Annotated in this window: 21 protein-coding genes; all 21 read right to left on the bottom strand. The window is 60.5% G+C overall.

Annotated features, from left to right (window positions below):
- Positions 1-1,126: 1,126 nt before the first annotated feature.
- The gene (gene fliJ / locus SOP85_RS16115) at positions 1,127-1,576 is read right to left on the bottom strand and encodes a flagellar export protein FliJ (protein WP_046816900.1); all 450 of its coding nucleotides are present in this window, start codon (positions 1,574-1,576) and stop codon (positions 1,127-1,129) included.
- 6 nt (positions 1,577-1,582) lie between these two features.
- Positions 1,583-2,941 (bottom strand): flagellar protein export ATPase FliI, encoded by a 1,359-nt coding sequence (gene fliI, locus SOP85_RS16110; protein WP_046816899.1) that lies wholly within the window; start codon positions 2,939-2,941, stop codon positions 1,583-1,585.
- The gene (gene fliH, locus SOP85_RS16105; RefSeq protein WP_323627472.1) at positions 2,931-3,713 is read right to left on the bottom strand and encodes a flagellar assembly protein FliH; all 783 of its coding nucleotides are present in this window, start codon (positions 3,711-3,713) and stop codon (positions 2,931-2,933) included. The genes fliI and fliH overlap by 11 nt, the downstream gene beginning before the upstream one ends.
- A gap of 4 nt (positions 3,714-3,717) precedes the next feature.
- A complete protein-coding gene (gene fliG / locus SOP85_RS16100; protein WP_274074847.1) occupies positions 3,718-4,737 on the bottom strand; it encodes a flagellar motor switch protein FliG in 1,020 nt (339 codons plus the stop codon).
- Positions 4,730-6,517: a flagellar basal-body MS-ring/collar protein FliF gene (gene fliF, locus SOP85_RS16095; protein ID WP_274074846.1), complete on the bottom strand. Its 1,788-nt coding sequence runs from the start codon at positions 6,515-6,517 to the stop codon at positions 4,730-4,732. Before fliF ends, fliG begins: the two co-directional genes overlap by 8 nt.
- A 15-nt stretch (positions 6,518-6,532) precedes the next feature.
- Complete coding sequence (gene fliE / locus SOP85_RS16090) at positions 6,533-6,862, bottom strand: flagellar hook-basal body complex protein FliE (protein ID WP_077184074.1); 330 nt, start codon at positions 6,860-6,862, stop codon at positions 6,533-6,535.
- Positions 6,863-7,092: 230 nt separating this feature from the next.
- On the bottom strand, positions 7,093-8,472 hold the full coding sequence (locus SOP85_RS16085; protein WP_323627471.1) for a sigma-54-dependent transcriptional regulator: 1,380 nt from the start codon (positions 8,470-8,472) through the stop codon (positions 7,093-7,095).
- Between the two features lie 5 nt (positions 8,473-8,477).
- Complete coding sequence (locus tag SOP85_RS16080) at positions 8,478-9,698, bottom strand: sensor histidine kinase (protein ID WP_323627470.1); 1,221 nt, start codon at positions 9,696-9,698, stop codon at positions 8,478-8,480.
- A 110-nt stretch (positions 9,699-9,808) separates the two neighbouring features.
- Positions 9,809-11,284, bottom strand: coding sequence for a sigma-54 dependent transcriptional regulator (locus SOP85_RS16075; protein ID WP_077184077.1), 1,476 nt, complete (start codon positions 11,282-11,284; stop codon positions 9,809-9,811).
- A 173-nt stretch (positions 11,285-11,457) separates the two neighbouring features.
- Positions 11,458-11,754, bottom strand: a complete 297-nt coding sequence (fliT, locus tag SOP85_RS16070; RefSeq protein ID WP_323627469.1) for a flagellar protein FliT — start codon at positions 11,752-11,754, stop codon at positions 11,458-11,460.
- A 17-nt stretch (positions 11,755-11,771) separates the two neighbouring features.
- The gene (fliS, locus tag SOP85_RS16065; RefSeq protein WP_274074842.1) at positions 11,772-12,167 is read right to left on the bottom strand and encodes a flagellar export chaperone FliS; all 396 of its coding nucleotides are present in this window, start codon (positions 12,165-12,167) and stop codon (positions 11,772-11,774) included.
- 155 nt (positions 12,168-12,322) lie between these two features.
- Positions 12,323-13,708: a flagellar filament capping protein FliD gene (gene fliD, locus SOP85_RS16060; RefSeq protein WP_274074841.1), complete on the bottom strand. Its 1,386-nt coding sequence runs from the start codon at positions 13,706-13,708 to the stop codon at positions 12,323-12,325.
- 84 nt (positions 13,709-13,792) lie between these two features.
- On the bottom strand, positions 13,793-14,143 hold the full coding sequence (locus SOP85_RS16055; RefSeq protein WP_274074840.1) for a flagellar protein FlaG: 351 nt from the start codon (positions 14,141-14,143) through the stop codon (positions 13,793-13,795).
- Positions 14,144-14,217: 74 nt separating this feature from the next.
- Entirely contained in the window at positions 14,218-15,657 is a 1,440-nt protein-coding gene (locus tag SOP85_RS16050) for a flagellin N-terminal helical domain-containing protein (protein ID WP_274074839.1), read from the bottom strand.
- Positions 15,658-15,908: 251 nt separating this feature from the next.
- The gene (locus SOP85_RS16045; RefSeq protein WP_323627467.1) at positions 15,909-16,838 is read right to left on the bottom strand and encodes a ketoacyl-ACP synthase III; all 930 of its coding nucleotides are present in this window, start codon (positions 16,836-16,838) and stop codon (positions 15,909-15,911) included.
- A 313-nt stretch (positions 16,839-17,151) separates the two neighbouring features.
- Positions 17,152-18,744 carry a flagellar hook-associated protein 3 gene (locus SOP85_RS16040; protein WP_323627466.1) on the bottom strand — a complete coding sequence of 531 codons (1,593 nt, stop codon included), beginning with the start codon at positions 18,742-18,744 and terminating at the stop codon, positions 17,152-17,154.
- 13 nt (positions 18,745-18,757) lie between these two features.
- Complete coding sequence (gene flgK / locus SOP85_RS16035) at positions 18,758-20,767, bottom strand: flagellar hook-associated protein FlgK (protein ID WP_274074836.1); 2,010 nt, start codon at positions 20,765-20,767, stop codon at positions 18,758-18,760.
- Between the two features lie 17 nt (positions 20,768-20,784).
- Positions 20,785-22,068 carry a flagellar assembly peptidoglycan hydrolase FlgJ gene (flgJ, locus tag SOP85_RS16030; RefSeq protein WP_323608652.1) on the bottom strand — a complete coding sequence of 428 codons (1,284 nt, stop codon included), beginning with the start codon at positions 22,066-22,068 and terminating at the stop codon, positions 20,785-20,787.
- A gap of 11 nt (positions 22,069-22,079) precedes the next feature.
- Positions 22,080-23,168 carry a flagellar basal body P-ring protein FlgI gene (locus SOP85_RS16025; protein WP_274074987.1) on the bottom strand — a complete coding sequence of 363 codons (1,089 nt, stop codon included), beginning with the start codon at positions 23,166-23,168 and terminating at the stop codon, positions 22,080-22,082.
- Positions 23,169-23,195: 27 nt separating this feature from the next.
- A complete protein-coding gene (gene flgH / locus SOP85_RS16020) occupies positions 23,196-23,891 on the bottom strand; it encodes a flagellar basal body L-ring protein FlgH (protein WP_274074834.1) in 696 nt (231 codons plus the stop codon).
- Between the two features lie 52 nt (positions 23,892-23,943).
- Entirely contained in the window at positions 23,944-24,729 is a 786-nt protein-coding gene (gene flgG / locus SOP85_RS16015; protein WP_008055493.1) for a flagellar basal-body rod protein FlgG, read from the bottom strand.
- Between the last annotated feature and the right edge of the window lie 3 nt (positions 24,730-24,732).

The following is a 24,732-nucleotide window of genomic DNA, read 5'->3' as shown; positions in this document are numbered from 1 at the left end:
GCGAAGGCGGTCTTGGGTATTGCGCTGGTCTTTCGGGCCTCTTCGCTGGCAAGCCAGCTCCTACAGGTCCGTGGAAAACCATGGATTCATGGCCAACACAAAACATTGTAGGAGCCCGGCTTGCCGGCGAAGGCGGCCTTGAGTTTTGCGCTGGTCTTTCGGGCTTCTTCGCTGGCAAGCCAGCTCCTACAGGTCCGTGGGAAACCACGGATTCATGTCTAACACAAAACATTGTGAGCCCGGCTTGCCGGCGAAGGCGGTCTTGGGTATTGCGCTGGTCTCTTGGGCCTCTTCGCTGGCAAGCCAGCTCCTACAGGTCCGTGGAAAACCACGGATTCATGTCTAACACAAAACATTGTGAGCCCGGCTTGCCGGCGAAGGCGGTCTTGGGTATTGCGCTGGTTTTTTGGGCCTCTTCGCTGGCAAGCCAGCTCCTACAGGTCCGAAGACAACCACGGATTCATGCCCAACACAAAACATTGTAGGAGCCCGGCTTGCCGGCGAAGGCGGTCTTGGGTATTGCGCTGGTCTTTCGGGCCTCTTCGCTGGCAAGCCAGCTCCTACAGGTCCGTGGAAAACCATGGACTCATGGCCAACACAAAACATTGTAGGAGCCCGGCTTGCCCGGCGAAGGCGGTCTTGGGTATTGCGCTGGTCTCTTGGGCCTCTTCGCTGGCAAGCCAGCTCCTACAGGTCCGAGGACGACCACGGATTCGTGCCCAACACAAAACGTTGTAGGAGCCCGGCTTGCCGGCGAAGGCGTTCTTGAGTATTGCGCTGGTCTTTTGGGCCTCTTCGCTGGCAAGCCAGCTCCTACAGGTCCGTGGAAAACCATGGATTCATGGCCAACGCACAACATTGTAGGAGCCCGGCTTGCCGGCGAAGGCGGCCTTGGGTAGTGCGCTGGTCTTTTGGGCCTCTTCGCTGGCAAGCCAGCTCCTACAGGTCCGTGGAAAACCATGGATTCATGGCCAACACACAACATTGTAGGAGCCCGGCTTGCCGGCGAAGGGGGTCTTGGGTATTGCGCTGGTCTCTCGGGCCTCTTCGCTGGCAAGCCAGCTCCTACAGGGGTTTCGCGTTCGCGCTGAGCTGCCGCGGGCTGCGATCATTCCCGGGCAATCTATCAATACGCATCATGTCGCGGCAGGCGCTGGGACAATTCATCCAGCAGCTTCTGCTCGCGCTTGTCTTCCAGCGCCCGTGCTTCGTCCTGGTAACGCTGGACCAACTTGCGCAAGCCCTCGACCCGGGCGAAAGCCTGTTGCCAGGTGTCCCGCGCCTTGTTCAGGTTGTTCTGGTGCCAGGCCAGGCTTTGCCGCTGTTGATCGATGGCCGTGCCCAATTGCGCGAGAAAGCCCTGGTAGCCCAGTAGCCATTGCCCGGACACGCCGGCACTGCCGCGCACGATCCACTGTTCCTGATAGTCGAGCCGAAAGGCTTCGAGGTCGGCCAGTTTGCTTTCGGCCAGCCGCACCTGCCCCTGGAAGTGTCCCAGACGCTGGACCGCAGTTTTCTCGGCCTTCTCGGCCATTTCCACCACGGGGGCCAGGCGGCCCGCCCGACTCTGGGCCATGGCCGGTTAACCGCCCGCCGCGGGCGCGAAGATCGAGGCGAGGTACGCTTCGCTTTCGCCCAGGCTGATGCTGTCGTTGAGGCCCTGGCGCAGGTATTTGACCAGCTGCGGCTGCAGGGAAATCGCCAGGTCGGTCTCGCGGTCACCGCCGGCGACGTAGGCGCCGACGCTGATCAGGTCGCGGCTCTGTTGATAGCGCGACCACAACTGCTTGAAGTACTGCGCCCGGGCCATGTGTTCCGGCGACACCACGGCCGGCATGACCCGGCTGATGGAGGCCTCGATATCGATGGCCGGGTAATGGCCCTCCTCGGCCAGTCGCCGCGACAGCACGATGTGCCCGTCGAGCACGCCCCGCGCCGAGTCGGCAATCGGGTCCTGCTGGTCGTCACCTTCGGACAGCACGGTATAGAACGCCGTGATCGAGCCACCGCCCTTCTCGGCATTGCCGGCGCGCTCCACCAGTTTCGGCAACTTGGCGAACACCGAGGGCGGATAACCCTTGGTCGCCGGCGGCTCGCCGATGGCCAGGGCGATTTCCCGCTGGGCCTGGGCGAAACGCGTCAGCGAATCCATCAGCAGCAGGACATTCTTGCCCTTGTCGCGGAAATACTCGGCGATTCGCGTGCAGTACATGGCGGCGCGCAGACGCATCAGCGGCGCATCGTCCGCGGGCGACGCCACCACCACCGAGCGCTTGAGCCCTTCTTCACCGAGGATATGTTCGATGAATTCTTTAACTTCTCGACCCCGCTCACCGATCAGACCGACGACGATAATGTCGGCCTCGGTAAAGCGCGTCATCATGCCCAGCAGCACGGATTTACCGACGCCGGTACCGGCGAACAAGCCAAGCCGCTGACCGCGTCCAACCGTCAACATGCCGTTGATGCAACGAATGCCCACGTCCAGCGGCTCGCTGATCGGCTCGCGCTTGAGCGGGTTGATGGTCGGGCCGTCCATCGGCACCCAGTCCTCGGCCTTCATCCCGCCCTTGCCGTCCAGGGCGCGGCCGGCACCATCGAGCACGCGCCCGAGCATGCTCATGCCCATCGGCAAGCGACCGCTGTCGGACAGGGGCACCACCCGGGCACCGGGGGCGATGCCGGCCACGCTGCCGACCGGCATCAGGAAGACCTTGCTGCCGGAAAAACCCATGACTTCGGCTTCGACCTGCACCGGATGGTAGCTGTCATCGTTGATGACCATGCAGCGACTGCCCATAGCGGCGCGCAAGCCTTCGGCTTCGAGGGTCAGGCCGACCATGCGCAGCAGGCGGCCTTCGAGGATCGGTGCGCCAGCCAGTGTCGTGGCCTCGGCGTAACTGCCCAGGCGCTTGGCGAAACTGGTGCGTTCAAGGCGCATCAGGGGCAGCCACGGGTTTACTTTCGACGGGCAACTCAAGGCTCAGGTCCGGAGCGGCCGGGTGCAAGGCTTGTTCGTGCATCTGGTCGAACAGCTTGTCCATAACCTGGGCCACACGGGTTTCGACCGTGGCGTCGATACGGCTGTGCTCGGTTTCGACCCGGCAACCGCCAGGCAACAGCGCCTCGTCCTCGACGATGCGCCAGGTTTCCTCATGGCGCTCGCGCAAGGCTTTGACCTGGACGAAATCCTGCGGATTGATATACAGCCGCACGTTTTCAACGCCCAATGGCAACAGCTTGAGGGCTTCGCGCATGACGTGTTCGATCTGCGTCGAGTCCATGGCCAGTTCGCGCTGGATCACCTGTCTGGTCATGTGCCGCACCAGCTCGACCAGGGACTTTTCAATCTGGGTGTCCTGTTCGGCGATGGGCTCGAACAGGTGCGCCATTATTTTTTCAAGGCTGGCGATCTTGGCCGTCAATGCCACTTCAGCTTCCTGGCGAACCCTGAGCGTGGTGCTGTGGAACCCTTCTTTTTCGCCCACCGCAAAACCTTCGTTGTAGGCTTCCTGGCGAATGCTCTCGAGCTCCTCAAGGGTCAGTGGCTGGACTTCCTCCAGCGGCACTTCCTCCATTTCCGGCGGCTCGGGTTCGGGCTCGGGCTCAGGCTCGGGTGCCGGCGGATCGAAGCTGGGCAGCGCCCAGGACTCGAAACCACCGACATCACGGGCCCTGATCAGGTCAGAGGGCTGCTCATCGTTCTTGGCCATGGGGTCAGATCATTTCCTCGGCGCCTTTGCCGCCGAGCACGATTTCGCCCGCTTCGGCCATGCGACGGGCGATGGTGAGGATTTCTTTCTGCGCGGTTTCCACATCGCTGACGCGCACCGGGCCCTTGGCCTCGAGATCGTCGCGCAACAATTCGGCCGCACGCTTGGACATGTTCTTGAAGATCTTCTCCTTGACGTTTTCGTCCGAGCCCTTGAGGGCCAGTACCAGCACGTCGGAGGACACTTCACGGAGCAACGCCTGGATGCCGCGGTCGTCGACGTCGGCCAGGTTGTTGAACACGAACATGAGGTCTTCGATCTGACCGGACAGGTCTTCGTCGACTTCGCGGATCGAGTCCATGAGCTGGCCTTCGATCGAGCTGTCGAGGAAGTTCATGATGTCGGCCGCGCGCTTGATCCCGCCCAGGCTGGTGCGCGAAGCATTGGAGTTGCCGGAGAACTGCTTCTCGAGAATCTGGTTGAGTTCCTTGAGGGCGGCCGGCTGCACGGTGTTCAGCGAGGACACCCGCAGGATGATGTCCAGGCGCACCTTGTGGTCGAAGTTGCCCAGCACTTCACCGGCCTGGTCCGGGTCGAGATACGCTACCACGATCGCCTGGATCTGCGGGTGCTCGTAACGGATCACGTCGGCGACCGCCCGCGGCTCCATCCACTTCAGGCTGTCCAGGCCGCTGGTGTTGCCACCCAGCAGAATGCGATCGATCAGGCCGTTGGCCTTGTCTTCGCCCAGGGCCTGGGTGAGCATCTTGCGCACGTAGTCATCGGAACCGACGCCCAGGCTGGTCTGGTCGCCGACGATGTCGACGAACTCGCTCATCACCTGCTCGACCTGCTCGCGGTGCACGTTACCCATCTGCGCCATGGCCACGCCAACACGCTGGACCTCTTTGGGCCCCATGTGGCGCAATACCTGGGCAGCATCGGTCGAGCCCAGTGACAGCAGCAGGATCGCGGCTTTGTCGACCTTGCTCAGTTTGGCGGCAATGGCTCGGTTATCACTCATCTGCGTTAATCCACTCTTTCACGACCTGGGCGACACGACCCGGGTCTTCTGCCACCAGGCTCTTGATTGCGTTCAACTGTGCGTCATAGCCTTCGCTCGGGCTTGGCAGCAGGATGCTGGTCGGGCCACCGAGGCTGATACGGTCGTTGGCCAGTTCGCCGTCCAGGCCGCCCATGCCACCGAGCTCGACGTCGCTGCCGATGCCCGCCAGTTGCTTGTCCTTGCCACCACCGGTGATGTTGTTGAGCACCGGGCGCAACACACCGAAGACCAGTACCAGGATGAACAGGACGCCCAACAGCTGCTTGACCACATCCCAGAACCACGGCTGGGAGTAGAACGGAATATCGGCAATCACTTCGCCGCGCTCGGCGGAGAACGGCATGTTGATCACGCTGACACTGTCGCCACGGCTGGCGTCGAAACCGACCGCATCCTGGACCAGGCGGGTGAAACGGGCCAACTCATCGGCACTCCACGGTGCACGGGTCATTTCACCGTTGGCCGGGTTGATCTTGACCTGGTCATCGACCACCACCGAGACCGACAGGCGATTCAATCGGCCCTGCTGTTGCCTGGTGTGGCTGATGGAGCGGTCCAGTTCGAAGTTCTTGGTCGACTGCTGACGCTTGTCCGCCGGATACGGTGCGAGCATGGGCTGGCCGGTGGCCGGGTCCATGACCTGCTGGCCGTTGGCATCGAGCAATGGCTGGCCGGGCTGCACCATGCCGGCCGACGCGGTGGCGCCACCGGTGGTTTGCGGTGCCGAGGCTGGCGACGGTGGCTGGTTGCTCAGGGCACCCGGTACACCTTGCGGGCCGTTGCTGGCGGTACGTTGTTCGTTGACCGACTGCTCGCTGCGCAACGCCGGCTGGTCCGGGTTGAACTGCTCGGAGGTGGACTCGACGGCGCTGAAGTCGACATCGGCCGATACTTCGGCCTTGTAGCGGTCGTTGCCCAGCACCGGTTGCAGAATGTTGTGCACGCGCTGGGTGAGCATGCTCTCCATGCGGCGACTGTAATCGAATTGCTTGCCGGCCATGGTCAGCTCGGAGTTTTCCGCCTGATCGGAGAGCAGGTTGCCCTTCTGGTCGACCACGGTGATCTGCGACTTGCTGAGTTCGGGCACGCTGGTCGCCACCAGATTGACGATGGCCACGACCTGGCCCGGCTCCAGCGAACGCCCGGAATACAGCTCGACCAGCACCGAGGCGCTCGGCTTGCGCTCGTCACGCACGAACACCGAGCTTTTCGGGATGGCCAGGTGCACCCGGGCACCCTTGACATTGTTCAGGCTGGAAATGGTGCGCGCCAGTTCGCCTTCAAGGCCGCGACGATAACGGGTCGCTTCCATGAACTGGCTGGTACCCAGGCCCTGTTCCTTGTCGAGGATTTCAAAACCGATGTTGCCATCGCTGGGAGTGACACCCGCGCCCGCGAGCTTGAGACGCGCGCGGGACAGGTCTTCGGCCTTGACCAGCAAGGCACCGGAATTGGGTTCGACGTTATAGGCGATATCGGCGGCCGCCAGGGTATCCATGACCTGCTTGGCGTCCATGCCGGCAAGGCTGCCGTACAGCGGACGGTAGTCCGGCTGCTGGGACCACAACACCACGGCAAAACCAATCGCCACGCTCGCGGCCAGGCCGACCATCAGGCCCACCTGACGTAGCATGGTCATCTCGGAGAGGTTTTCCAGGAAGGACAACCCGAACAGCGGCGGCTTGCCGCCTACGGAATTGGCCTTGGCCGGAACATTGTCAGCGATTGCATCAGCCATGACTCAATCTCGTCCTTAAACCGGCATCTGCATGATGTCTTGGTAAGCCTGAACCAGCTTGTTGCGCACTTGGGTCAAAGCTTGGAAAGACACGCTGGCCTTCTGCGAGGAAATCATCACGTCCGTCAGGTCGACACCGCTCTTACCGATCTCGAAGGCATTGGCCAGGGCTGTGGACGCCTGCTGGGTGTCGTTGACCTTGTTGACGGCCTGACCGAGCATGTCGGAAAAGCTGCTGCCATTCAGTTCAGGGACGGCGGCAGTCGATTTCGGCGCAGACATGGCGTCCATTTGCATGGCGCGCATATCCAGCATCAATCGATTGAATTCAATACCTTGGCTCATGCTCTACTCTCTCTGGCGGCCCGCAATTTTTTGACGCTCACTCAGCGGGTAACGAGGTGTTAGCAACAAGGGTGCCAGCTTTCCCGGTGTCGCATCTGTAGGAGCAGCCGGTCGACGCTTGATTGCTCGCGATGGACCCAAGAGCGACGTGTTGATCCTGAATCCCCGCGTTATCGTTAACGACCATCGCGAGCAAGCTTGCTCCTACAGGGCCCCGTGCAGGCCAGCGCTCAGGTGGCAAACAAATACGCTTCCACGTCCATGCCGGCATCGCGCATCTGTGCCAGCTTGTAGCGCAAGGTGCGCGGGCTGATGCCCAGGCGCTCGGCCGCCTCTTTGCGGCGGCCGCGCTCGGTGCGCAGGGTGTCGATGATCATCTGGAATTCACGGCGCCGCAGATCGTCGCCCAGCGCCCCGGCAGATTCGGCCTCTACTTCCACTGCCCGCGCTGGCGCCAGTGCCGGTAACGGCGCGCAAGCGACCGGCCCGGCGAGACAGAAATCCTCAGGCTCAATCATTCCACCCTGCTGCAGGATCAAGGCGCGCTGAATCGCGTTATCCAGTTCGCGCACATTGCCCGGCCACGGATAACCGATCAGGCACGCCTGCGCCTCGGGCGACAATCGCGCCGCCGCATGCTTCATTTTATTGACGTGTTTGGCCAGCAGGCGCTCGGCCAGCGGCAGGATATCGGCCGTGCGCTCGCGCAAGGGCCGCCAGGCCAGCGGGAATACGGACAGGCGATAGTACAGGTCTTCACGGAACCGCCCCGCCGCCACCTCAGCGGCCAGATCCCGGTTGGTGGTCGCGACCACGCGGATATCCAGGATGATCGGCTTGCGCGCACCGACTCGCTCGACTTCGCGCTCCTGCAGCACCCGCAGCAACTTGGCCTGCAACCCCAGGGGCATTTCGGAAATTTCATCGAGCAGGATCGTACCGCCATCCGCCTGCTCGAACTTGCCGGCCTGCGCCGCGATGGCGCCGGTGAACGAGCCCTTCTCGTGACCGAAGAGCGTGGCCTCCAGCATGTTGTCGGGAATCGCCGCGCAGTTGATCGCAATAAATGGCTGGTTGGCGCGCCGGGAGTGCTGGTGAATGTAGCGCGCCAGCACCTCCTTGCCGGTGCCGGATTCCCCGGAGATCAGCACCGTGGAATCACTGCGCGCCACCCGCGCGGCCAGTTCCAGCAACTGCGCACTGGCCGGCTCGAACGCCACAGGCCCTTCGTGATCGGTGCTGCCGACATTGCCCAGCGCATGGCGTGCGACCAGGTCGAGCAGCGCCTTGGGCTCGAACGGTTTGACCAGGTAATCGGCCGCACCCTGGCGCATCGCATCGACCGCCCGCTCGACGGCACCGTGCGCCGTCATCAGCAACACCGGCAGTTGCGGCTGTCGCGCCCGCAGCAACGCGAGCAATTGATGACCGTCCATGCCCGGCATGTTGACGTCGCTGACCACCAGGTTGAACGCCTCGGCCCCCGCCGCTTCCAGGGCTTCCTGCGCCGAAGCCACGGCCTTGTAATCGTGCCCGGCCAGCAACAGCGTGTCGGCCAACGCTTCGCGCAAAGCACGGTCATCCTCGACCAGCAGAACCTTGATTGCCATGACCTTCACTCCACTCCCTGGGCGCTGTTTTTATCATTGATAAAAAGCGGCAAGAACACCTGCGCACAAGTGCCGCGACCGACTCGCGAGCGCAAGCGCAACTCGCCCTGATGAGCCCTGGCGACCGCCTTGACCACGGTCAGGCCGAGGCCGGTGCCGGTGGTCTTGGTGGTAAAGAACGGTTCTCCCAGGCGTGCCAGCACAGCACCGTCGATACCGCTGCCGCTATCGCTGACGCACAGGCGCAGGTTGTTGCCACGGGTGTAGAGATGCACCTTCAGGCGCACCTCACCGGCACTGGCCTGAATCGCGTTCTCGATCAGGTTGAGGATCGCACCGACCAGGGTGTCGCGGTTACACAGCAATTCACCGGCATGACTGTCGCATTGCCAGCGAATCGGCAGGTCCTGTACATGGGTCAGCGCCGCCTGCAGTGACTGCATCAGCTGCGCAGGAGTCACGCGGTCGGTCAAGGGCAACTCGCCGCGGGCAAACACCAGCATGTCGCGCACCTGATGCTCCAGCTCGTGCAGGCGCTCCTTGAGTCGTCCGGCGAAACGTTGCTGGGTGTCGACCGGCAGCGTTTGCTCGGTCAAGTGACTGGCGTAGAGCAAGGCCGCGGATAACGGCGTGCGAATCTGATGCGCCAGCGACGCGACCATGCGCCCCAGGGAAGACAAGCGTTCGTGGCGCGCCAATTGATCTTGCAGATGGCGGGTTTCGGTCAGGTCGTTGAGCAGCACCAGTTGCCCAGGCTCCGCACCCAGCGAACGCGTGGCAATCGACAGGCGCCGACCATCCTTGAGAGAGACTTCATGACCGTCGTCTTCGCGGGGCGCAAAGCAACGGGCAATCACCTGCCGCCACAGCTCGCCTTCGAGGGGCAGACCGAGCAGTTCGCAAGCCGCCGGGTTGGCTTCGCGCACGATGCCCTGGGCGTCGATAACGATGACGCCGCCGGGCAGGAGGTCGAGCAGGTGTTGCAGGCGATTGGCCAGGCGTTCTTTCTCTGCCAGCTCCTGCATGCGTTGGGCGCTGACCACCGCCAACTCGCCCTTGAGCTCGGTGACCCGGGCTTCGAGCATGCTGTAGGAGTTGGTCAACTGGCTGGACATCTGGTTGAACAGGGCAAACGCCTGCTCGAGGCCAAGCCGGCTCGCCTGCTCTACGGACGACGATTGTCCCAGGGCACTAGGGACAGGAGACAGGGGGGCGGCTTGGGGCATCGTGCTCTCTCGCTTGGCTGACCGTCAGTTAAACGGAACGTTGCGAGGGCTATAGCAATACCCGTGCCTAAAAAAAACTGCTTGAAAATGAACGAGTTGAAAAACAGGCGTCAATCATCCGCCTGTTCATCTCCATCACGGCGGCTCATGCCGTACTTGCGCATTTTTTCCACCAGCGTGGTGCGGCGGATGCGCAGGCGTTCGGCGGCGCGCGCGACAATGCCGTTGGCATCGTCCAGTGCTTGCTGGATCAGGCCCTGCTCCAGGCCACCGAGGTAATCCTTCAGGTCCAGGCCTTCAGGGGGCAACATGGCATGGGTGGTGAAGTCCGGGGTATGGCCGTTGATTGCCACCCGCTCTTCGAGATCGCTGCGCAGGGTGTCGACCAGTTGCTCGTCTTCATCGTCGACGTAGCGAAATTTCTTCGGCAGTTCGACCACGCCGATCACCCCGTACGGATGCATGATCGCCATGCGCTCCACCAGGTTGGCCAGCTCGCGGACGTTGCCCGGCCAGCCGTGACGGCACAGCGACATGATCGCCGCAGAGTTGAAGCGGATCGAACCGCGCTTCTCGTGCTCCATGCGTGAGATCAACTCGTTCATCAGCAGCGGAATGTCCTCGACGCGCTCGCGCAGCGGCGCCATCTCGATCGGGAACACGTTCAGGCGGTAGTAGAGGTCTTCGCGAAAGGTGCCGATCTCGATCATGCTTTCGAGATTCTTGTGGGTCGCGGCGATGATGCGCACGTCGACGCTTTGGGTCTTGTTGCTGCCCACGCGCTCGAACGTGCGCTCCTGCAACACGCGCAGCAGCTTGACCTGCATCGGCAGCGGCATATCGCCGATTTCGTCGAGGAACAGCGTACCGCCATTGGCCAGTTCGAAACGCCCGGCACGGCTGGTGATCGCCCCGGTGAACGCACCCTTCTCATGGCCGAACAATTCGCTTTCCAGCAGCTCGGCCGGAATCGCCCCGCAATTGACCGGCACGAACGGCGCTTCGCGGCGCTTGGAATGGTAATGCAGGTTGCGCGCGACCACTTCCTTGCCGGTCCCGGACTCGCCGAGGATCAGCACGCTGGCGTCGGTGTCGGCCACTTGCTGCATCATCTGGCGCACGTGCTGGATCGCCCGGCTGGTGCCGACGAGGCTGCGGAACAGATTGGGTTCGCGATGCCGACCGCGCTCACGGGCCTGGTCGTACATCTCGCGATAGACCTGGGCACGGTGCAGCGAATCGAGCAGCTTGCTGTAGCTGGGAGGCATTTCGAGGGTCGACAGCACGCGGCGACGCTGGTCTTCCGGCAGGTCGATGGAAGAATTATCGCCCATCAGCAAAATCGGAAGGAACTCATCCCATGTCGCGAGTGTCTTTAACAAGCCCTGAAGCGAACCCGGAGCATTGACCGTCCCGATGAGGACACAGATTACTTCACGACTGGACGACAAAGAGACGACAGCCTGCTGCCAGTCATGGCTACCGCAGGGTAAATTTTCTTCGCCGAGAAAATTTAAAATCACCGCCAGGTCGCGGCGGCGGACGCTATCGTCATCGATCAGCAGAATTTTGGTTTCACGCCACATGCAATCGTAACTTCCCTAGTCAACCCGGTGCCCGAAATGAGTGGGCAAGCTAGACGCTTGCAGACTGTTAATGCCTGTAGACGCCTGAAATCTGGAAACAGCCACTAGTAAAGTCAAAAAACCGTTCACAGTCAAATTTATGGCGCAATCTGACTGGATCAAGCAGATATTAATTAACCAAACAGATGGTAAACCTTTGCGGCACTCTTCGCTTGGTTGATCTGCGACATCTGATCAACAATTGCCTGACGCTCGCCCATCGTCACCGTCAATAAATCTTTGTACACCGCCAGCAGACTCTCAAGGTGGGTGCGCAGTGCTTCCTCATCGATCGGTGCTTCAGCGAGCACCTCATCGACGCATTCACGGCAGGCCGAATCCAGCTCGCCGATCGCATCCCAGTTACGTTCGGCCAGCGCATCGATGAGCGCTTCGCGTGTTTCTTCGATCCGTTGCAGTGCTTGACTCATGACGTCATCCTCGGCCCTCAGGCCTGTGGGCTTCCAATCGCATCCCAACCGCTTTTCAGGGTTTCAAGCAGACCTGCTACTTCGTCGATGATGGCCGCGTCGTTTTCTCGATTGGCTTCCATCAGACGCGTCATCATGTAGGCGTACAGATTGTCGAGCTGCTGCAGCGAAGCCGGATCATCGGTTTTTTCCGGATTCAGGCCATCGCGCAGACCGATGATGATGTCCACAGCCTTGCCCATCATCAAACCCTTGAGTGCGATGTCGCCACGCTCCAACGCACCCTTGGCCTGGGCCATGCGGTCCAGCCCGCCTTCCATCAGAAGTTGTACCAGGCGATGTGGATTGGCTTCAGAGATCTGGGCATGGGAATTGACCTTCTGGTATTGGCGAAGGGCTCTCATGGGGTTCATATTTCTACCTCGTGACAGACAGCAGCTTGGAATTGGGAAGGCTCTGATCTTTATGTCGACTGATCGGCACAGAACTTTAGCGCAGACACTTCACCCAAGAAAAAACCCAGGCGCTGTCATTACAGCTTGCCTGGGTTTTTTATGCCTAATCCGGATCAGCTGTCTTTCGGATTGTTCAGCGCATTGAGGGTGGTCATGATGCTGTCGCTCTGGGCGCGCAGTCGGGCTACCAGGGAATCCATGGCGGTGTACTTGGCAGTCAGGCTCGTTTGCAGGCTGGCCATTCGCGCATCAAGAGTGTCTTGCTGCTTTTTCAGGTCATTTAAGCTATCGCTCAAGCTTGTCGAACGCGCAGCAAAAACCCCGGTATTTTTCATCGCGAAGCTGTCCGTCGCAGACTTCATGCGCGCTAGCAAACCGGTATCGCCCGAAAAGATCCCATTGATATCAGCGGCATTAGTGAGCGCCGCCGCATTAAACACTTTGTCATCAATGGAGAGCAGGCCGGTCTTTTGATCGGTCTCGACGCCGAACTGAGCGAGAGATTTCATTTGGCCGGTGCCGCCCATGACATTCAACTCGGTACGCACCGACGACAACAGTGAACGCAGAGAAGCGTCGCCTGTCAGAGCGCCAGTGGTCAACGAACCGTCGGCATTGGTCGTGACTTTGGTCTCGGTATTAGCAGCCGAAATCAGCGCGTTGTAGGTATCAACAAAACCCTTGACTGCCGACTTCAACGCCGTGGTATCGGCAGACACCGTGATGGTGGCTGGTGTCGCCGCACCGCCACCGGACGGAATCGGAGAAACGCCCGTCAACTTGACGGTAATGCCACTCACTGCGTCGGCAATGGTATTGGACTTGGATTCCATCACCACGCCATCAAGCTTGTACTTGGCGTTCTGTGGTGTCGCGAGAACCGAGGTGCCGGTTTCCAGACCGGAATTGCCCGTTAGACTCAGGTCCGAACCGACACCCGTTTTATTGGAAGTCAGCACCATCCGAGAACCATTGGCGTCAGTAAGGATGTTGGCGCTCAAGCCCTGGTTCGCGTACTGGGAATTGATCGAATCGCGGACTTGCTGCAGCGTCGCGCCGGCAGGAATGCTGACGTCAAACGTATCGCTGCCTTGCTTGATGCTCAGAGTAGACGGCGCCGAACCCGAATTGACGACCGAAGACGCGCCGTCTGTGAAAACCTTGGTGGAAATTTTCGATGCAGTTGCCAACTGAGTGACCAGCAGCGAGAAATTGCCAGCAGCGGCACCGTTACCTATTGTCACGGTGGCGACTTTTTCGTCGGAAGACGTGCCGCTCAGGCCGCTGAAGCTGGAAGCGGTTTTCATGTTGTCCAACGCACCACGGAAGGCATCCAGCGCCGCCTGGATTTTGCCGATCGACGACAGCGAGGTGGTTGCTTTCAGCGTCTGATTGTTGATCTGCGTCTGTTTTGGCGCCCTTTCGGAATCCACCAAAGACTTCACAATCGCCTGAGTATCGATGTTCGAACCAATACCGCTAACCGATGTACCCGCCATCCTCTCTCTCCTTATCCAGTAGCTGCCGCCGTTTCCTTGACCAGGAACGTCTTAAACAGCGACAGCAACAAAATTCATGCCAGTTCAGACTTTGTCGTCAAACAGCAAACTACTGGCGTCCGACAGGCTCTGAGCCAGCTTTAGTGCAGCTTCCGAGGGTATCTGACGAATAACCAGACCCGTTTCGGTGGCGATGACCTTGACCACGACGCGGCCAGTGGAATCATCTATGGAAAAATCCAGATTGCGCCGGGCAGCTTGGACAAACTCCTGAATGTCGGTGACAGCTTTTTCCAGCTCGTCACGCTTGGGCTCGGAGTTCGAAGCCTTCACAGCTTCAGCCTTGGGCTGTTCCAACTTTCCAGTGACATTCGGCGTTACGCCTTGCGGGGCAACGGCGGGATAGGACTGGGTCAACTTGACGCTCATGTCCATGCCTGATCTCCTGATCATGAAAATAACAAAAGGGCGCGTAAACGCGCCCTTCCGTCAGTTACCAAGCGCCGGAATCAACCCAGCAGCTTCAGCACAGCCGACGGCAGCTGGTTAGCCTGGGACAGGATCGCGGTGGAAGCCTGTTGCAGGGTTTGCTGCTTGGTCAGCTGAGCAGTTTCGGCCGCGAAGTCAACGTCCTGGATCACGCCACGAGCAGCAGTGGAGTTGTCCGAGATGCTGCGCAGGTTGGCCACGGTGCTATCGAAACGGTTTTGCACAGCACCGAGGTCAGCACGCTGGGAGTCGATCGCGGTGATCGCTTGTGTAATCACATCAACAGCGTTTTGTGCATTGGCAGCAGTAGTCACGTCAGTATTGCTGACAACTGTCTTGGCCGAATTTGCGGAAGTAGCTGCCGCACCACCGAACAAGCCGCCAACGCCAGCACCCGACATCGAATAGCTGTTGGTGGAGTTCAGCGAGATTGCGCCGGTAGCGATGATTGTAGCGCCAGCTGCGGCCAAGGCAGTGTAACCACTAAGAGCACCAGAACCGTTTTTTGTTGCGACCTGTACGCCTACTGCACCGGCATCACCGCCGTCGAATACAAGGTTCTCGCCGGTATCGGACTTCACGGAAAGGGCTTGAGTGGTGGCATCGTAGTTTACGCTGACGCCCAGTTTTGCAGCGTTGGACTTCAACTGATCAGCCAGATCGGAAGTGCTGGTTACACCAACGAAGCTGACCTTGGCACCAGCTACCGTCAAGGAAAAGTTAGCAGGTACCGCAGGTGTAGCAGTTACTTTGAAAGAAACTTCAGTGCTGGCAGTTGCGCTCAAGCCACCTACCGCACCGTTCAACTGAGCGGCAATAGCTTTGGCCGAATCACCGGCAGCAACGGTGATAGTGCCACTGGTCTGGCCACCGCCTGTAACAACGATAGGACCGCCAGTCAGACCACCAGCAGTGCTAGGTGCGTTTGTTACGCTTTTCAGTTGCTGAGAGCCAACTTTGTTAGCAGAAACGTCGCCCAGAGTCATGTTGATCGTCTGGTTGGCGTTTGCGCCCACCTGGAAAGCAGTAGTACCGAATGAACCGTCCAGCAGGTTACGACCACCGAAGGTAGTGGTGGTAGCGATACGGGTCAGTTCAGCAGTCAGAGCCGAGTATTCAGCGTTGTTCGACTTACGGTCTTCAGCGCTTGGCGAGCCGTTCGCGGAAGCCAGGGCCAGGGTACGCATTTTCTGCAGAATGTTGGTGGATTCCTGCATCGCGCCTTCAGCCGTTTGCGCGATGGAGATACCGTCGCCGGCGTTCTTGATGGCGGTGCCCAGGCCGTTGATCTGGCTGGTCAGACGGTTGGAAATTTGCAGGCCAGCAGCGTCGTCTTTAGCGCTGTTGATACGCAGGCCGGAGGACAGGCGCTGCATCGAAGTCTGCAGGTTGCCGGAAGCTTTGTTCAGGTTGTTCTGAACGGTCAAGGAAGCAAGGTTGGTGTTTACGGTTAAAGCCATGACGAAATCCTCGTTGGATGGATACTTCGGCTTCCGGCCCTGACATCCGTCGGGTTTGGCCTAGAGAACCTACGTAATAGTTATCGTCGTGAAGAGGCTTTGCTTGAGCGGTTTTTTGCAAATTTTTAGTGGCAGGGTGCCAGCCCTTTATTTTCAAGGCTTTAACGCCATAAATTCGGCGCCATAAAAACGCAAAACGCCCGGAAATCTAAATTTCCGGGCGCTTTTTATTGCCATTGCAATCGAATGAGTCAACCGCGATAGAGAATCGCCGAACCCCACGAGAGGCCCACGCCAAAGCCGCTGATGGCCACGCGAGTCCACTTGGAATCGAACACGTGGTTCTGCAACAACAGCGGAATGCTCGACGACACCGTGTTACCGGTTTCGAGCATGTCCTTGACGAACTTCTCCGGCTCGCCTTCTTCAAAGCGGCGTGCCACGGCATCGACAATTGCCGCACTGCCTTGGTGAATGCAGAAAGCGTTGATATCGCTGGCCTGCAAATTCGACTCGCTCAGCAACTCATGCAAATGCGCCGGGACTTTGAGCAAGGCAAAGTTGAAGACCTGGCGGCCATTCATGAAGAACACACCGTCGCTGACTTTCAGGTGCGGAGCACCGGAACCGTCGGTGCCGAACTTCGACTTGCCCAATTGCCAGACCGCATTTTCACCCATCCAGGTGGCGGTTGCGGCATCGCCGAACAGCATGGTGGTGTTGCGGTCTTCCGGGTCGACGATCTTCGAATACGGATCGGCGGTGATCAGCAGGCCGTTTTTCAGCCCCGCGGCTTCCATGAAGCCTTTGATCGCATACAGGCCGTACACGTAGCCGGAACAGCCCAGGGAAATATCGAAAGCGGCGACGTGGGTCGGCAGGCCCAGCTTGTCCTGAACGATCGCGGCGGTGTGCGGCAACCCCTCCTCATCCCCGTTCTGGGTGACGACGATCAGACAGTCGATGGACTCACGCTTGAGTTCGGGACTGGCGGCAAACAGCGCATTGGCGGCTTCGACACACAGATCGGAAGTTTCCTGATCGGCAGCCATGCGTGGCAAAAATGCCGAGCCGATCTTGCCAAGGATAAAGGTTTGGTCCTTGTCGAACTTGGCACCCTGGGCGTAATTATCAATCCCGGCTACCGGCACGTAACTCGCTATATTTTTTATGCCAATCATTATGGCTTCCCAATAATAAACAGCTGAACATCGCCGCTCGCTGAATCGAGGGCGTCTACAGTCGGGGCCAGGCCCCCAGAAGAAGCGACGTCGGGATTCAAGCAGTTACCTTGAACAGCCCGCCACCTAACCGCCCGCAGACAGGATACAGTGAAGATGCGCGTTTTGACCGGCGGGTCACTCAGAGATCCACGCTTTATTTGATTTTGTGGTCCGCAGCCCCGCCCCACCCCGCTACGTAGAATTAAAAAAAAATCAAAAAAAAAGGCCAGCCCCCCATGCAGAGGGCTGGCCGCGAGGAGTCAGGACCGGTTCAAAGCTTGTTGAACAGGCTCAGCTGGGAGACCTTGGTGAATGCCAGTTGCGCGGCCTGCAGCATGGTCTGCTGCAAGGTCAGACGCGTCAGCACCTCCGCCGGATCGGTGTTCTTGATCGAATTTCCGGTCGATTCGTTGATCAGGCTGGTGCTGGTGTTCTGCTCATTCTGCATATCCATCACATTGCCCCGTGCACCGATAGCGCCACGTGCCAGGTCCACCTGGTTCTTGGCGTTGTTCAGGTTGGCAATGGACGAAGCCAGCGTGTCTTCGAGGAAACGTTGTGCGACCGGATTACCCTGGGTCGGTGAGTCAAGCGCCGAACGCAGCTGGCTGATGGTGTCGAGCACGTTCTGGGTCTGGTGGGTGTTGACCGCAATATCGAACTGATCACCTGCCGCTGGAACCGCCGGCGTGCCGCCGAGGGTGAAGCTGACACCGGCTGCCGTCGCTACGCCAGCGGTCACGGTCCCGGTGGTCACTGGAGTGCTGCCAGCCGTCAACGGACGGGTGTACATCTCGAACGTCCCGGGACCGGTGAACTTCAGCACCGCTCCGCCTTCCGGGAAGAAGCTCTTGTAATCCGCAGCGTTGGTCACTGCGGCCTGGGAAATGATCGCAGTCGACGTGTTGCTCGGGGCGCGGTTAGCGACGAAACTGTCCGGTTTGGCCGTCAGCTGGAAGCTGTGACCGGCAATGACCGCATCGGCGCTGGCGGAGTCGGCGGGGGTGTCGCCGGCCTGGAACGTAATGTCCAGCTTGAAGGTCACGCCGCGGAAATCGACGTCGGAACCGCCCTTGGCATTCGGATCGAACTTGCCACCGCCACCGGCTTCGGCGGTCACGTCATTACCCGATGCATCGGTGATCTTGTACTGGGTGCTGCTGACGAACGACAGGGTATAAGGCTGGCCGCTGCGGAAGTTCGCATCGAAGGTCGGACCGGAGCTCACCAGACCAGGCGACAGGGCCACACGACCGTCATCGACGGCGGGTGCTGTCATGGTGGTCGAACTACGCGCAGCGTTGATCGCCTGCTGGAAAACGTCCCAGCCGGTATCGTTCAGCCCCAGGGACATCGAGTCGCCGATTTTCAGTTCCAGCTGGGTCTGGTCGCCCTGGTAGCTGTAGGTGCCGTCACTATTGCGTAAAAAAGGCGGGGTGTTGTTGCTGGCGCCGGAGAAGATGTACTTGCCGTTGGCGTCCTTGCTGTTCATCAGGCTCAGCAATTGCTCTTCGGACTGCTTGAGCTCGGCGGCAATGGATTTGCGGTCATCGTCGTTCAACGATCCGCCACCCGCCCGAATCGCCAACTCGCTGACTTTCTGCAGCACGTTGTTGATGCTGTCCAGCACGCCCTCTTCCTGCGCCTGGGCCGTGTTCAACGCGTTGATGTTGGTGGTGTACTGACCCAACATGGCTTTCTGCTGCTCGAGTTGCAGCAAGCGCGCCGCGCCGACCGGATCATCTGCCGCGGTCTCGAGTTTCACGCCACTACTGGCCTGCTCGGCCGTCTTCATCACGTTGTTGAGGTTGCGCTGATAGTTGGCAGCAGTGGTCGCGTAGTACTGTGCAGTAGAAATTCGCATGTTCTACGGTTCCTTAAAGGGCATTGATCAGGGTGCTGAAAATTTCCTGCGCAGTCTTGATGATCTGCGAAGAGGCCGTGTAGTACTGCTGGTACTTGGTCAGGTTGCCGGCCTCTTCATCGAGGTCGACGCCCGACAGCGAGTCACGCGCATTGCGCGCCCCGGTGACGATGGTGTCGGTCGCCGTGGCATCGAGTTGACCCTGCTTGGTCAAGGAGCCAACGGTCGATACCAGGCCGCCATAGGCCTCGGTAAAACTCACACCGGGACTGGTCGCAGTCGCGCCGACCGTGGCCTTGGTCTGCAGGGCCAGCAACGCCTGTGCGTTGCGGTTGTCGGTGCTGTCTGCGGCGGTCATCGCAATATTGAAGCTGTCGCCCGCCTTGGGACTGCCGCTGACGGTCATGCCGACACTGAAGGTCTTGGCCGCGCCGCTGGCATCGGTGTACGGCACCGAAATGTTCAGGTCGTTGTTCTGGCCGGGCACGATGTTGCCGGTGCCGATACTGACCCCCTTGGCATCGAACACCTCATAGGCACTGGCGCTGGTCATCAGCATCCGGACCGGCATCGACGCCTTGACCGCGCTCTGCACTTCCAGGCGCTGGGCCGAATCGTAGATGTCCAGGTTGGTCTTCAGGGTCGGCTGGCTGGCATCCCCCGTACCGTTATTGCCCTGGGCCTTGGTGGACGTCAGCGGTGCAGACGTGGCCAGGCGCTTGGCGTCGGTCATGACGGTGGCCATGTCCGCGGCGGAACTGCGGGTCGGGGTAATCTTGAAGCTGTCGCCGCTGTTTACCGCACCGGCGTTGAGGCTCAGGCTGAAGCCATCGATGACCGGTGGCGGCGTCGTGCCCAAGTCGAAACTGCCCATGTCGGTATTGTCCGACAGGCGCCGCACGCTGTAGCCGGTGGCGCTGGTGAAGGTCACCTGGTAATCGCTGGCCGCCAGCTTGCCGGTGTCCTTGATGGTGACGTTCAGGTTACCCGACGCCGGATTGTTCTTGGCATTGGCAATGCTGCGCTGACTGATGGCCGCGGCACTGTTGATGTCATTGAACAACGCTGCGCCGAAGTTACCGCTCTGGTCCAGCCCCTGCCCCAACTGCTTGTTGACCTGATCGGCGACGACCATGGCGATACGCCCCAGGCCATTGACCGCCGGGGTCAATACCTCATTGCGATAACGCAACAGCCCGCCCATCTCGCCGCCGCTCATCACGTTGGTGATGTCGATCGACGAACCGTTGCGATCCATGATGATCGAGGAACGGGTCGGGTCGGCCGGGTCGGCGGCCACTCGCAGTTTGTTGACGGTGTCGCCCACCACCAAAGGCTGGCCGCTGCCCAGGTAGATATCCATGCGCCCTTCGGTCTCAGTGACCTGGGTGCCCACCAGCTCATTGAGCTGGCGGATGGTTTCGTTACGCTGGTCCAGCAATTCGTTGGGCGTGCCACCCGAGCCACTGACTTCACTGATTTTCTTGTTGTACGCGGCAACGGTCGACGCCAGCTTGTTGACCTGGTCGGCCATCGAGCCCAACTGATCGTTGATGTAGCTGCCTTGCTGCTTCAATTGCCCGGAGATGGCATTGAAGCGGCTGCTCAAGCCTTGGGCGTTGGTCAGCAACGCTTGGCGCGCGGCATTGTCGTTGGAGTTGCCGGCGAGCGTTTGCAAGGACGAGAAAAAAGCCTGCAAGGATTTGGTCACACCGGTGCCGCTGTCGGACAGCAGCTTGTCGACCTGGGTGGCCTGCCCCAGGTAAGCCTGCGCATCACTGTTGAGCGACGTCGAGGTCTGCAACTGCGCGTCGAGGTAGCTGTTGTACACCCGACGCACGTCGGCCAGCGTGGTACCGGTGCCGATGAACACATTGCCGTACTGAATCGAGCCTTTGGTGCCCTGCACAGTTTGTTGGCGCGAGTACCCGACGGTATCGACGTTGGAAATGTTGTTACCGGTAGTCACCAATGAGGCGTGGCTAGCGGATAGACCCGACATTCCGATGTTGAGCAAACTCATGGTTCAGACCCTTATGTCTATAAAGGCGTGGTTGAAACGCCCGCCGCAGCGTAGTTCTGATAACTCGTCATCTGCCTGGCTATCTGCGAAATCTTGCTGGCGTAAGCCGGGTCGGTTGCGTAACCGGCCTTTTGTAGCTCGCGCACAAACTGTTCCGGGTTATCGGCCGACTTCACGACATCTTGATAGCGATTGTTGGTTTGCAGCAGCGTTACAAGGTCATGGAAGCTGTCCTTGTAGGAGTCGTAGGAACGGAACTCGGCCGTCTCCTTGACCATCTCGCCATTCCTGAATTCGCTGGTGATCGCCCGCGCCGAATCACCCTGCCAACTGCTGCCGGCCTTGATGCCGAACAGGTTGTGGCTGCTGCTGCCGTCCTGGGCCCGCATGACCGATTTGCCCCAACCGGTTTCCAGGGCGGCCTGGGCCACCAGGTAACGTGGGTCGACACCAATGCGATCGGCCGCTTCCTTGGCCATCGGCAGCATGGTGTTGACGAATTCGTCGGCGGAGCTGAAGGCTTTTTTCGCCGGTGCCAGGGGGATTTGCGCGATGGCGCGCCCGTGGATCTGCAGGGACCCGCTCGACGCCATTTGCGCGTTCGCCAGCCAGTCGCCGTTGTACAAGGGGCCGGAACCGCTGCTCGCGACGCGCTCGGGCAATGCCGCTTTGTTGACTGCGGTGGCACTCGTCGGCGTGGCGGAAGGCACCAGGCCGGCGAGCAAGCGGTCGGCCAGTTTGGGCGGCAGGGCCAGGCGGCGCTGATTGATCAGCGCCATGTCATTGCGATGGGCGCCCTCGCCTGTCGGCGCACTGAGCGAACGCGAGGCCCACAATGGGCGCTCGCCATTGACCCGGGACAGTGGCCCGTTGATCGCCACAGTGCCAGCGGCCACTGGTGTCTGCGCGGCCGCTTTCGCCGCTTCCTGCTTGGCCGCCGACAGTGTCGCCGCTTCACCCGGCGCCAGCGGCTTGTTCTTCGACATCTGCCGCATCAGCACGTCCGCCAGGCCGATACCGCCGCCTTCGCGGGACATCGAAACCGCCAGTTGCTGGTCGTACATTTCCTGGTACTGCTTGGCCTCGGCGGTGTTCATCGGGTTGTCCTTGCCCAGCGACTCGGTGGCCGAGCGCATGGACTTGAGCATCTCGCCGAGGAACAGCGACTCGAATTCCTGCGCCACCTTGCGCATGTTGGCGTCGCTGTTCTTGTCGCCGACCTTGAGCTGGTTCAGCCGGTTCAGGTCGGAAAACGCACCGGAATCGCTGCTGCTGACCCGACCGCTCTTGTTCATGTCCATGGTCGCCGTCCTCAGATCACGATCAGGTCGGCTTGCAAGGCGCCAGCCTGTTTCAGTGCTTCAAGGATCGCCATCAGGTCACCCGGTGCCGCGCCGACCTGGTTCACCGCCCGGACGATTTCGTCGAGGGTGGTGCCTGGGCCGAACTTGAACATCGGCTTGGCTTCCTGCTCGGCATTGACCCGCGAGCGCGGCACGACCGCGGTCTGGCCATTGGACAGAGGGCCGGGCTGGCTGACGATCGGGTCTTCGGTAATGGTCACGGTCAGGCTGCCGTGGGTGACGGCGGCCGGGGAAACCTTGACGTTCTGGCCGATCACGATGGTGCCGGTGCGCGAGTTGATGATGACTTTGGCCACCGCCTGGCCTGGATCGATTTCAAGGTTTTCCAGGATCGACAGATAGTCGACACGCTGGCTCGGGTCGAGCGGCGCCGTAACGCGCACCGAGCCGCCGTCGATGGCCTGGGCCACGCCTGGGCCAAGCATGTCGTTAATCTTGTCGACGACGCGCTTGGCCGTGGTGAAGTCGGAGCGGTTGAGGTTCAGGGTCAGGCTGTTGCCCTGGTTGAATCCGCTCGGCACCGCTCGCTCGACCGAAGCACCGCCGGGGATGCGCCCGGCCGATGGAACGTTGACCGTGATCTTCGAGCCATCGCGACCCTCGGCATCAAAACCGCCGACCACCAGGTTGCCCTGGGCCACCGCATAAACGTTGCCGTCGATACCCTTGAGCGGCGTCAGCAGCAAGGTGCCGCCGCGCAAGCTTTTGGAGTTACCGATGGACGACACGGTGATGTCGACCTGCTGCCCCGGCTTGGCGAACGCCGGTAAGTCGGCACTGATCGACACCGCCGCGACGTTCTTCAATTGCACGTTGCCCGAGCCCGGCGGCACCTTGATGCCGAACTGCGAGAGCATGTTGTTGAAGGTCTGCAGGGTGAACGGGGTCTGCGTCGTCTGGTCGCCGGTGCCATTGAGCCCGACCACCAGGCCGTAGCCGATCAATTGGTTGGAGCGCACGCCGGAAATGCTGGCGATGTCCTTCAGGCGCTCGGCTTGAGCACCGAACGCTGCGGACATCAGGAACGCAGCCACCATCAGGTGTTTGAAATTCAATGTCGCCACCTAGAAAGGGAACAGCGGGCTGAGGAAGAAACGGTCGAACCAGCCTGGCTGACTCGCATCGGCAAACGAACCGGTGCCCGAGTAGGTGATGCGCGCATCCGCGACGCGGGTCGATGACACGGTGTTATCGGTGGAGATATCGTCGGCCCGGACCAGGCCGGCAATACGCACCAGTTCGTCGCCGGTGTTGAGGGTCATCCACTTCTCGCCGCGTACGGCGATGATGCCGTTGGGCAATACGTCGGCGACGGTCACGGTGATCGAACCGGTCAGGGTGTTGCCCTGGGCGGCCTTGCTGTCACCCTTGGTCGCGCGGTCGCCTTCGTAGCTGGCGTCCAGGCTCAGGTCACCACTGCCAAACGGATTGTTGGTGCTGGGCGTGGAACCGAACAGAGAGCTCAGGCCGATGCTGGCCTTGCTGTTCTTGCCAATCTGCGAGTTGGCGTTTTTGCTGGCCTGGGTCTTCTCGTTCAGGGTGATGGTGATGATGTCACCGACCCGGAACGCCTTGCGGTCGCTGTACAGGTTCTGCTCGAAGCCGGCCTGGTAGATCGAGCCGTTGTTGGCGGCAGCCGGCAACGGCGTGCGCGGCAACACCGGTGCATAGTAGGGATCATTGGGCTTGGGCGACATGGGCACACAGCCCGCGAGCACAGTGACCCCACTCAGTGCCAGAACAGATACAAAGCGTTTCATGACCCTACCTCACGGTGTTGCCGGCGACCTCTTGGCCGCCCCAAAGACTTGATTACAGATTCTGCGTTACGAACGAGAGCATCTGGTCGGCGGTGGAGATCACCTTGGAGTTCATCTCGTAGGCGCGCTGAGTGGTGATCATGTTGACCATCTCTTCAACGGTGCTGACGTTGGAGGTTTCCAGGGTGTTCTGCAGCGTGGTACCGAAACCGGCAAGGCCCGGGGTGCCGACTTGCGGCGCGCCACTGGCGGCAGTTTCCAGGAACAGGTTGTTGCCCACGGCCTGCAGGCCGGCCGGGTTGATGAAGTCGGCGGTCTGCAGGTTGCCGATCACCTGGGAGGCCGGGTTGCCGGCGACGGTGATGGACACGGTGCCGTCCTTGCCCACGGTGAAGGTCTGGGCGTCGTTCGGAATGACGATCGCCGGCTCCAGGGCAAAGCCGCTGGCGTTGACGATCTGGCCGTTGGAGTCCAGGTGGAAAGTACCGTCACGGGTGTAGGACGTGGTGCCGTCCGGCTGCAGGATCTGGAAGAAGCCGCGACCGTCGATGGCCATGTCCAAAGGCTGCTCGGTGGTTTGCAGGCTGCCGGCGTTGAAGTTTTTCTGGGTGCCGACGATGCGCACACCGGTACCCAGTTGCAGGCCCGACGGCAGTTCGCTGTCCTGGGTCGACTGAGCGCCTGGCTGACGCTTGATCTGGTACAGCAGGTCCTGGAACTCGGCGCGGTCACGTTTGAAACCCGTGGTCGAGACGTTCGCCAGGTTGTTGGAAATGGTGGTCAGGTTGGTGTCCTGGGCGGACAGACCGGTTTTGGCAACCCATAGAGCCGGAAGCATTCG

It is taken from the genome of Pseudomonas sp. YuFO20 (assembly GCF_035064975.1).
GTDB classification, from domain to species: domain Bacteria; phylum Pseudomonadota; class Gammaproteobacteria; order Pseudomonadales; family Pseudomonadaceae; genus Aquipseudomonas; species Aquipseudomonas putida_AE.
This window is presented reverse-complemented; position numbering and strand designations above follow the sequence as displayed.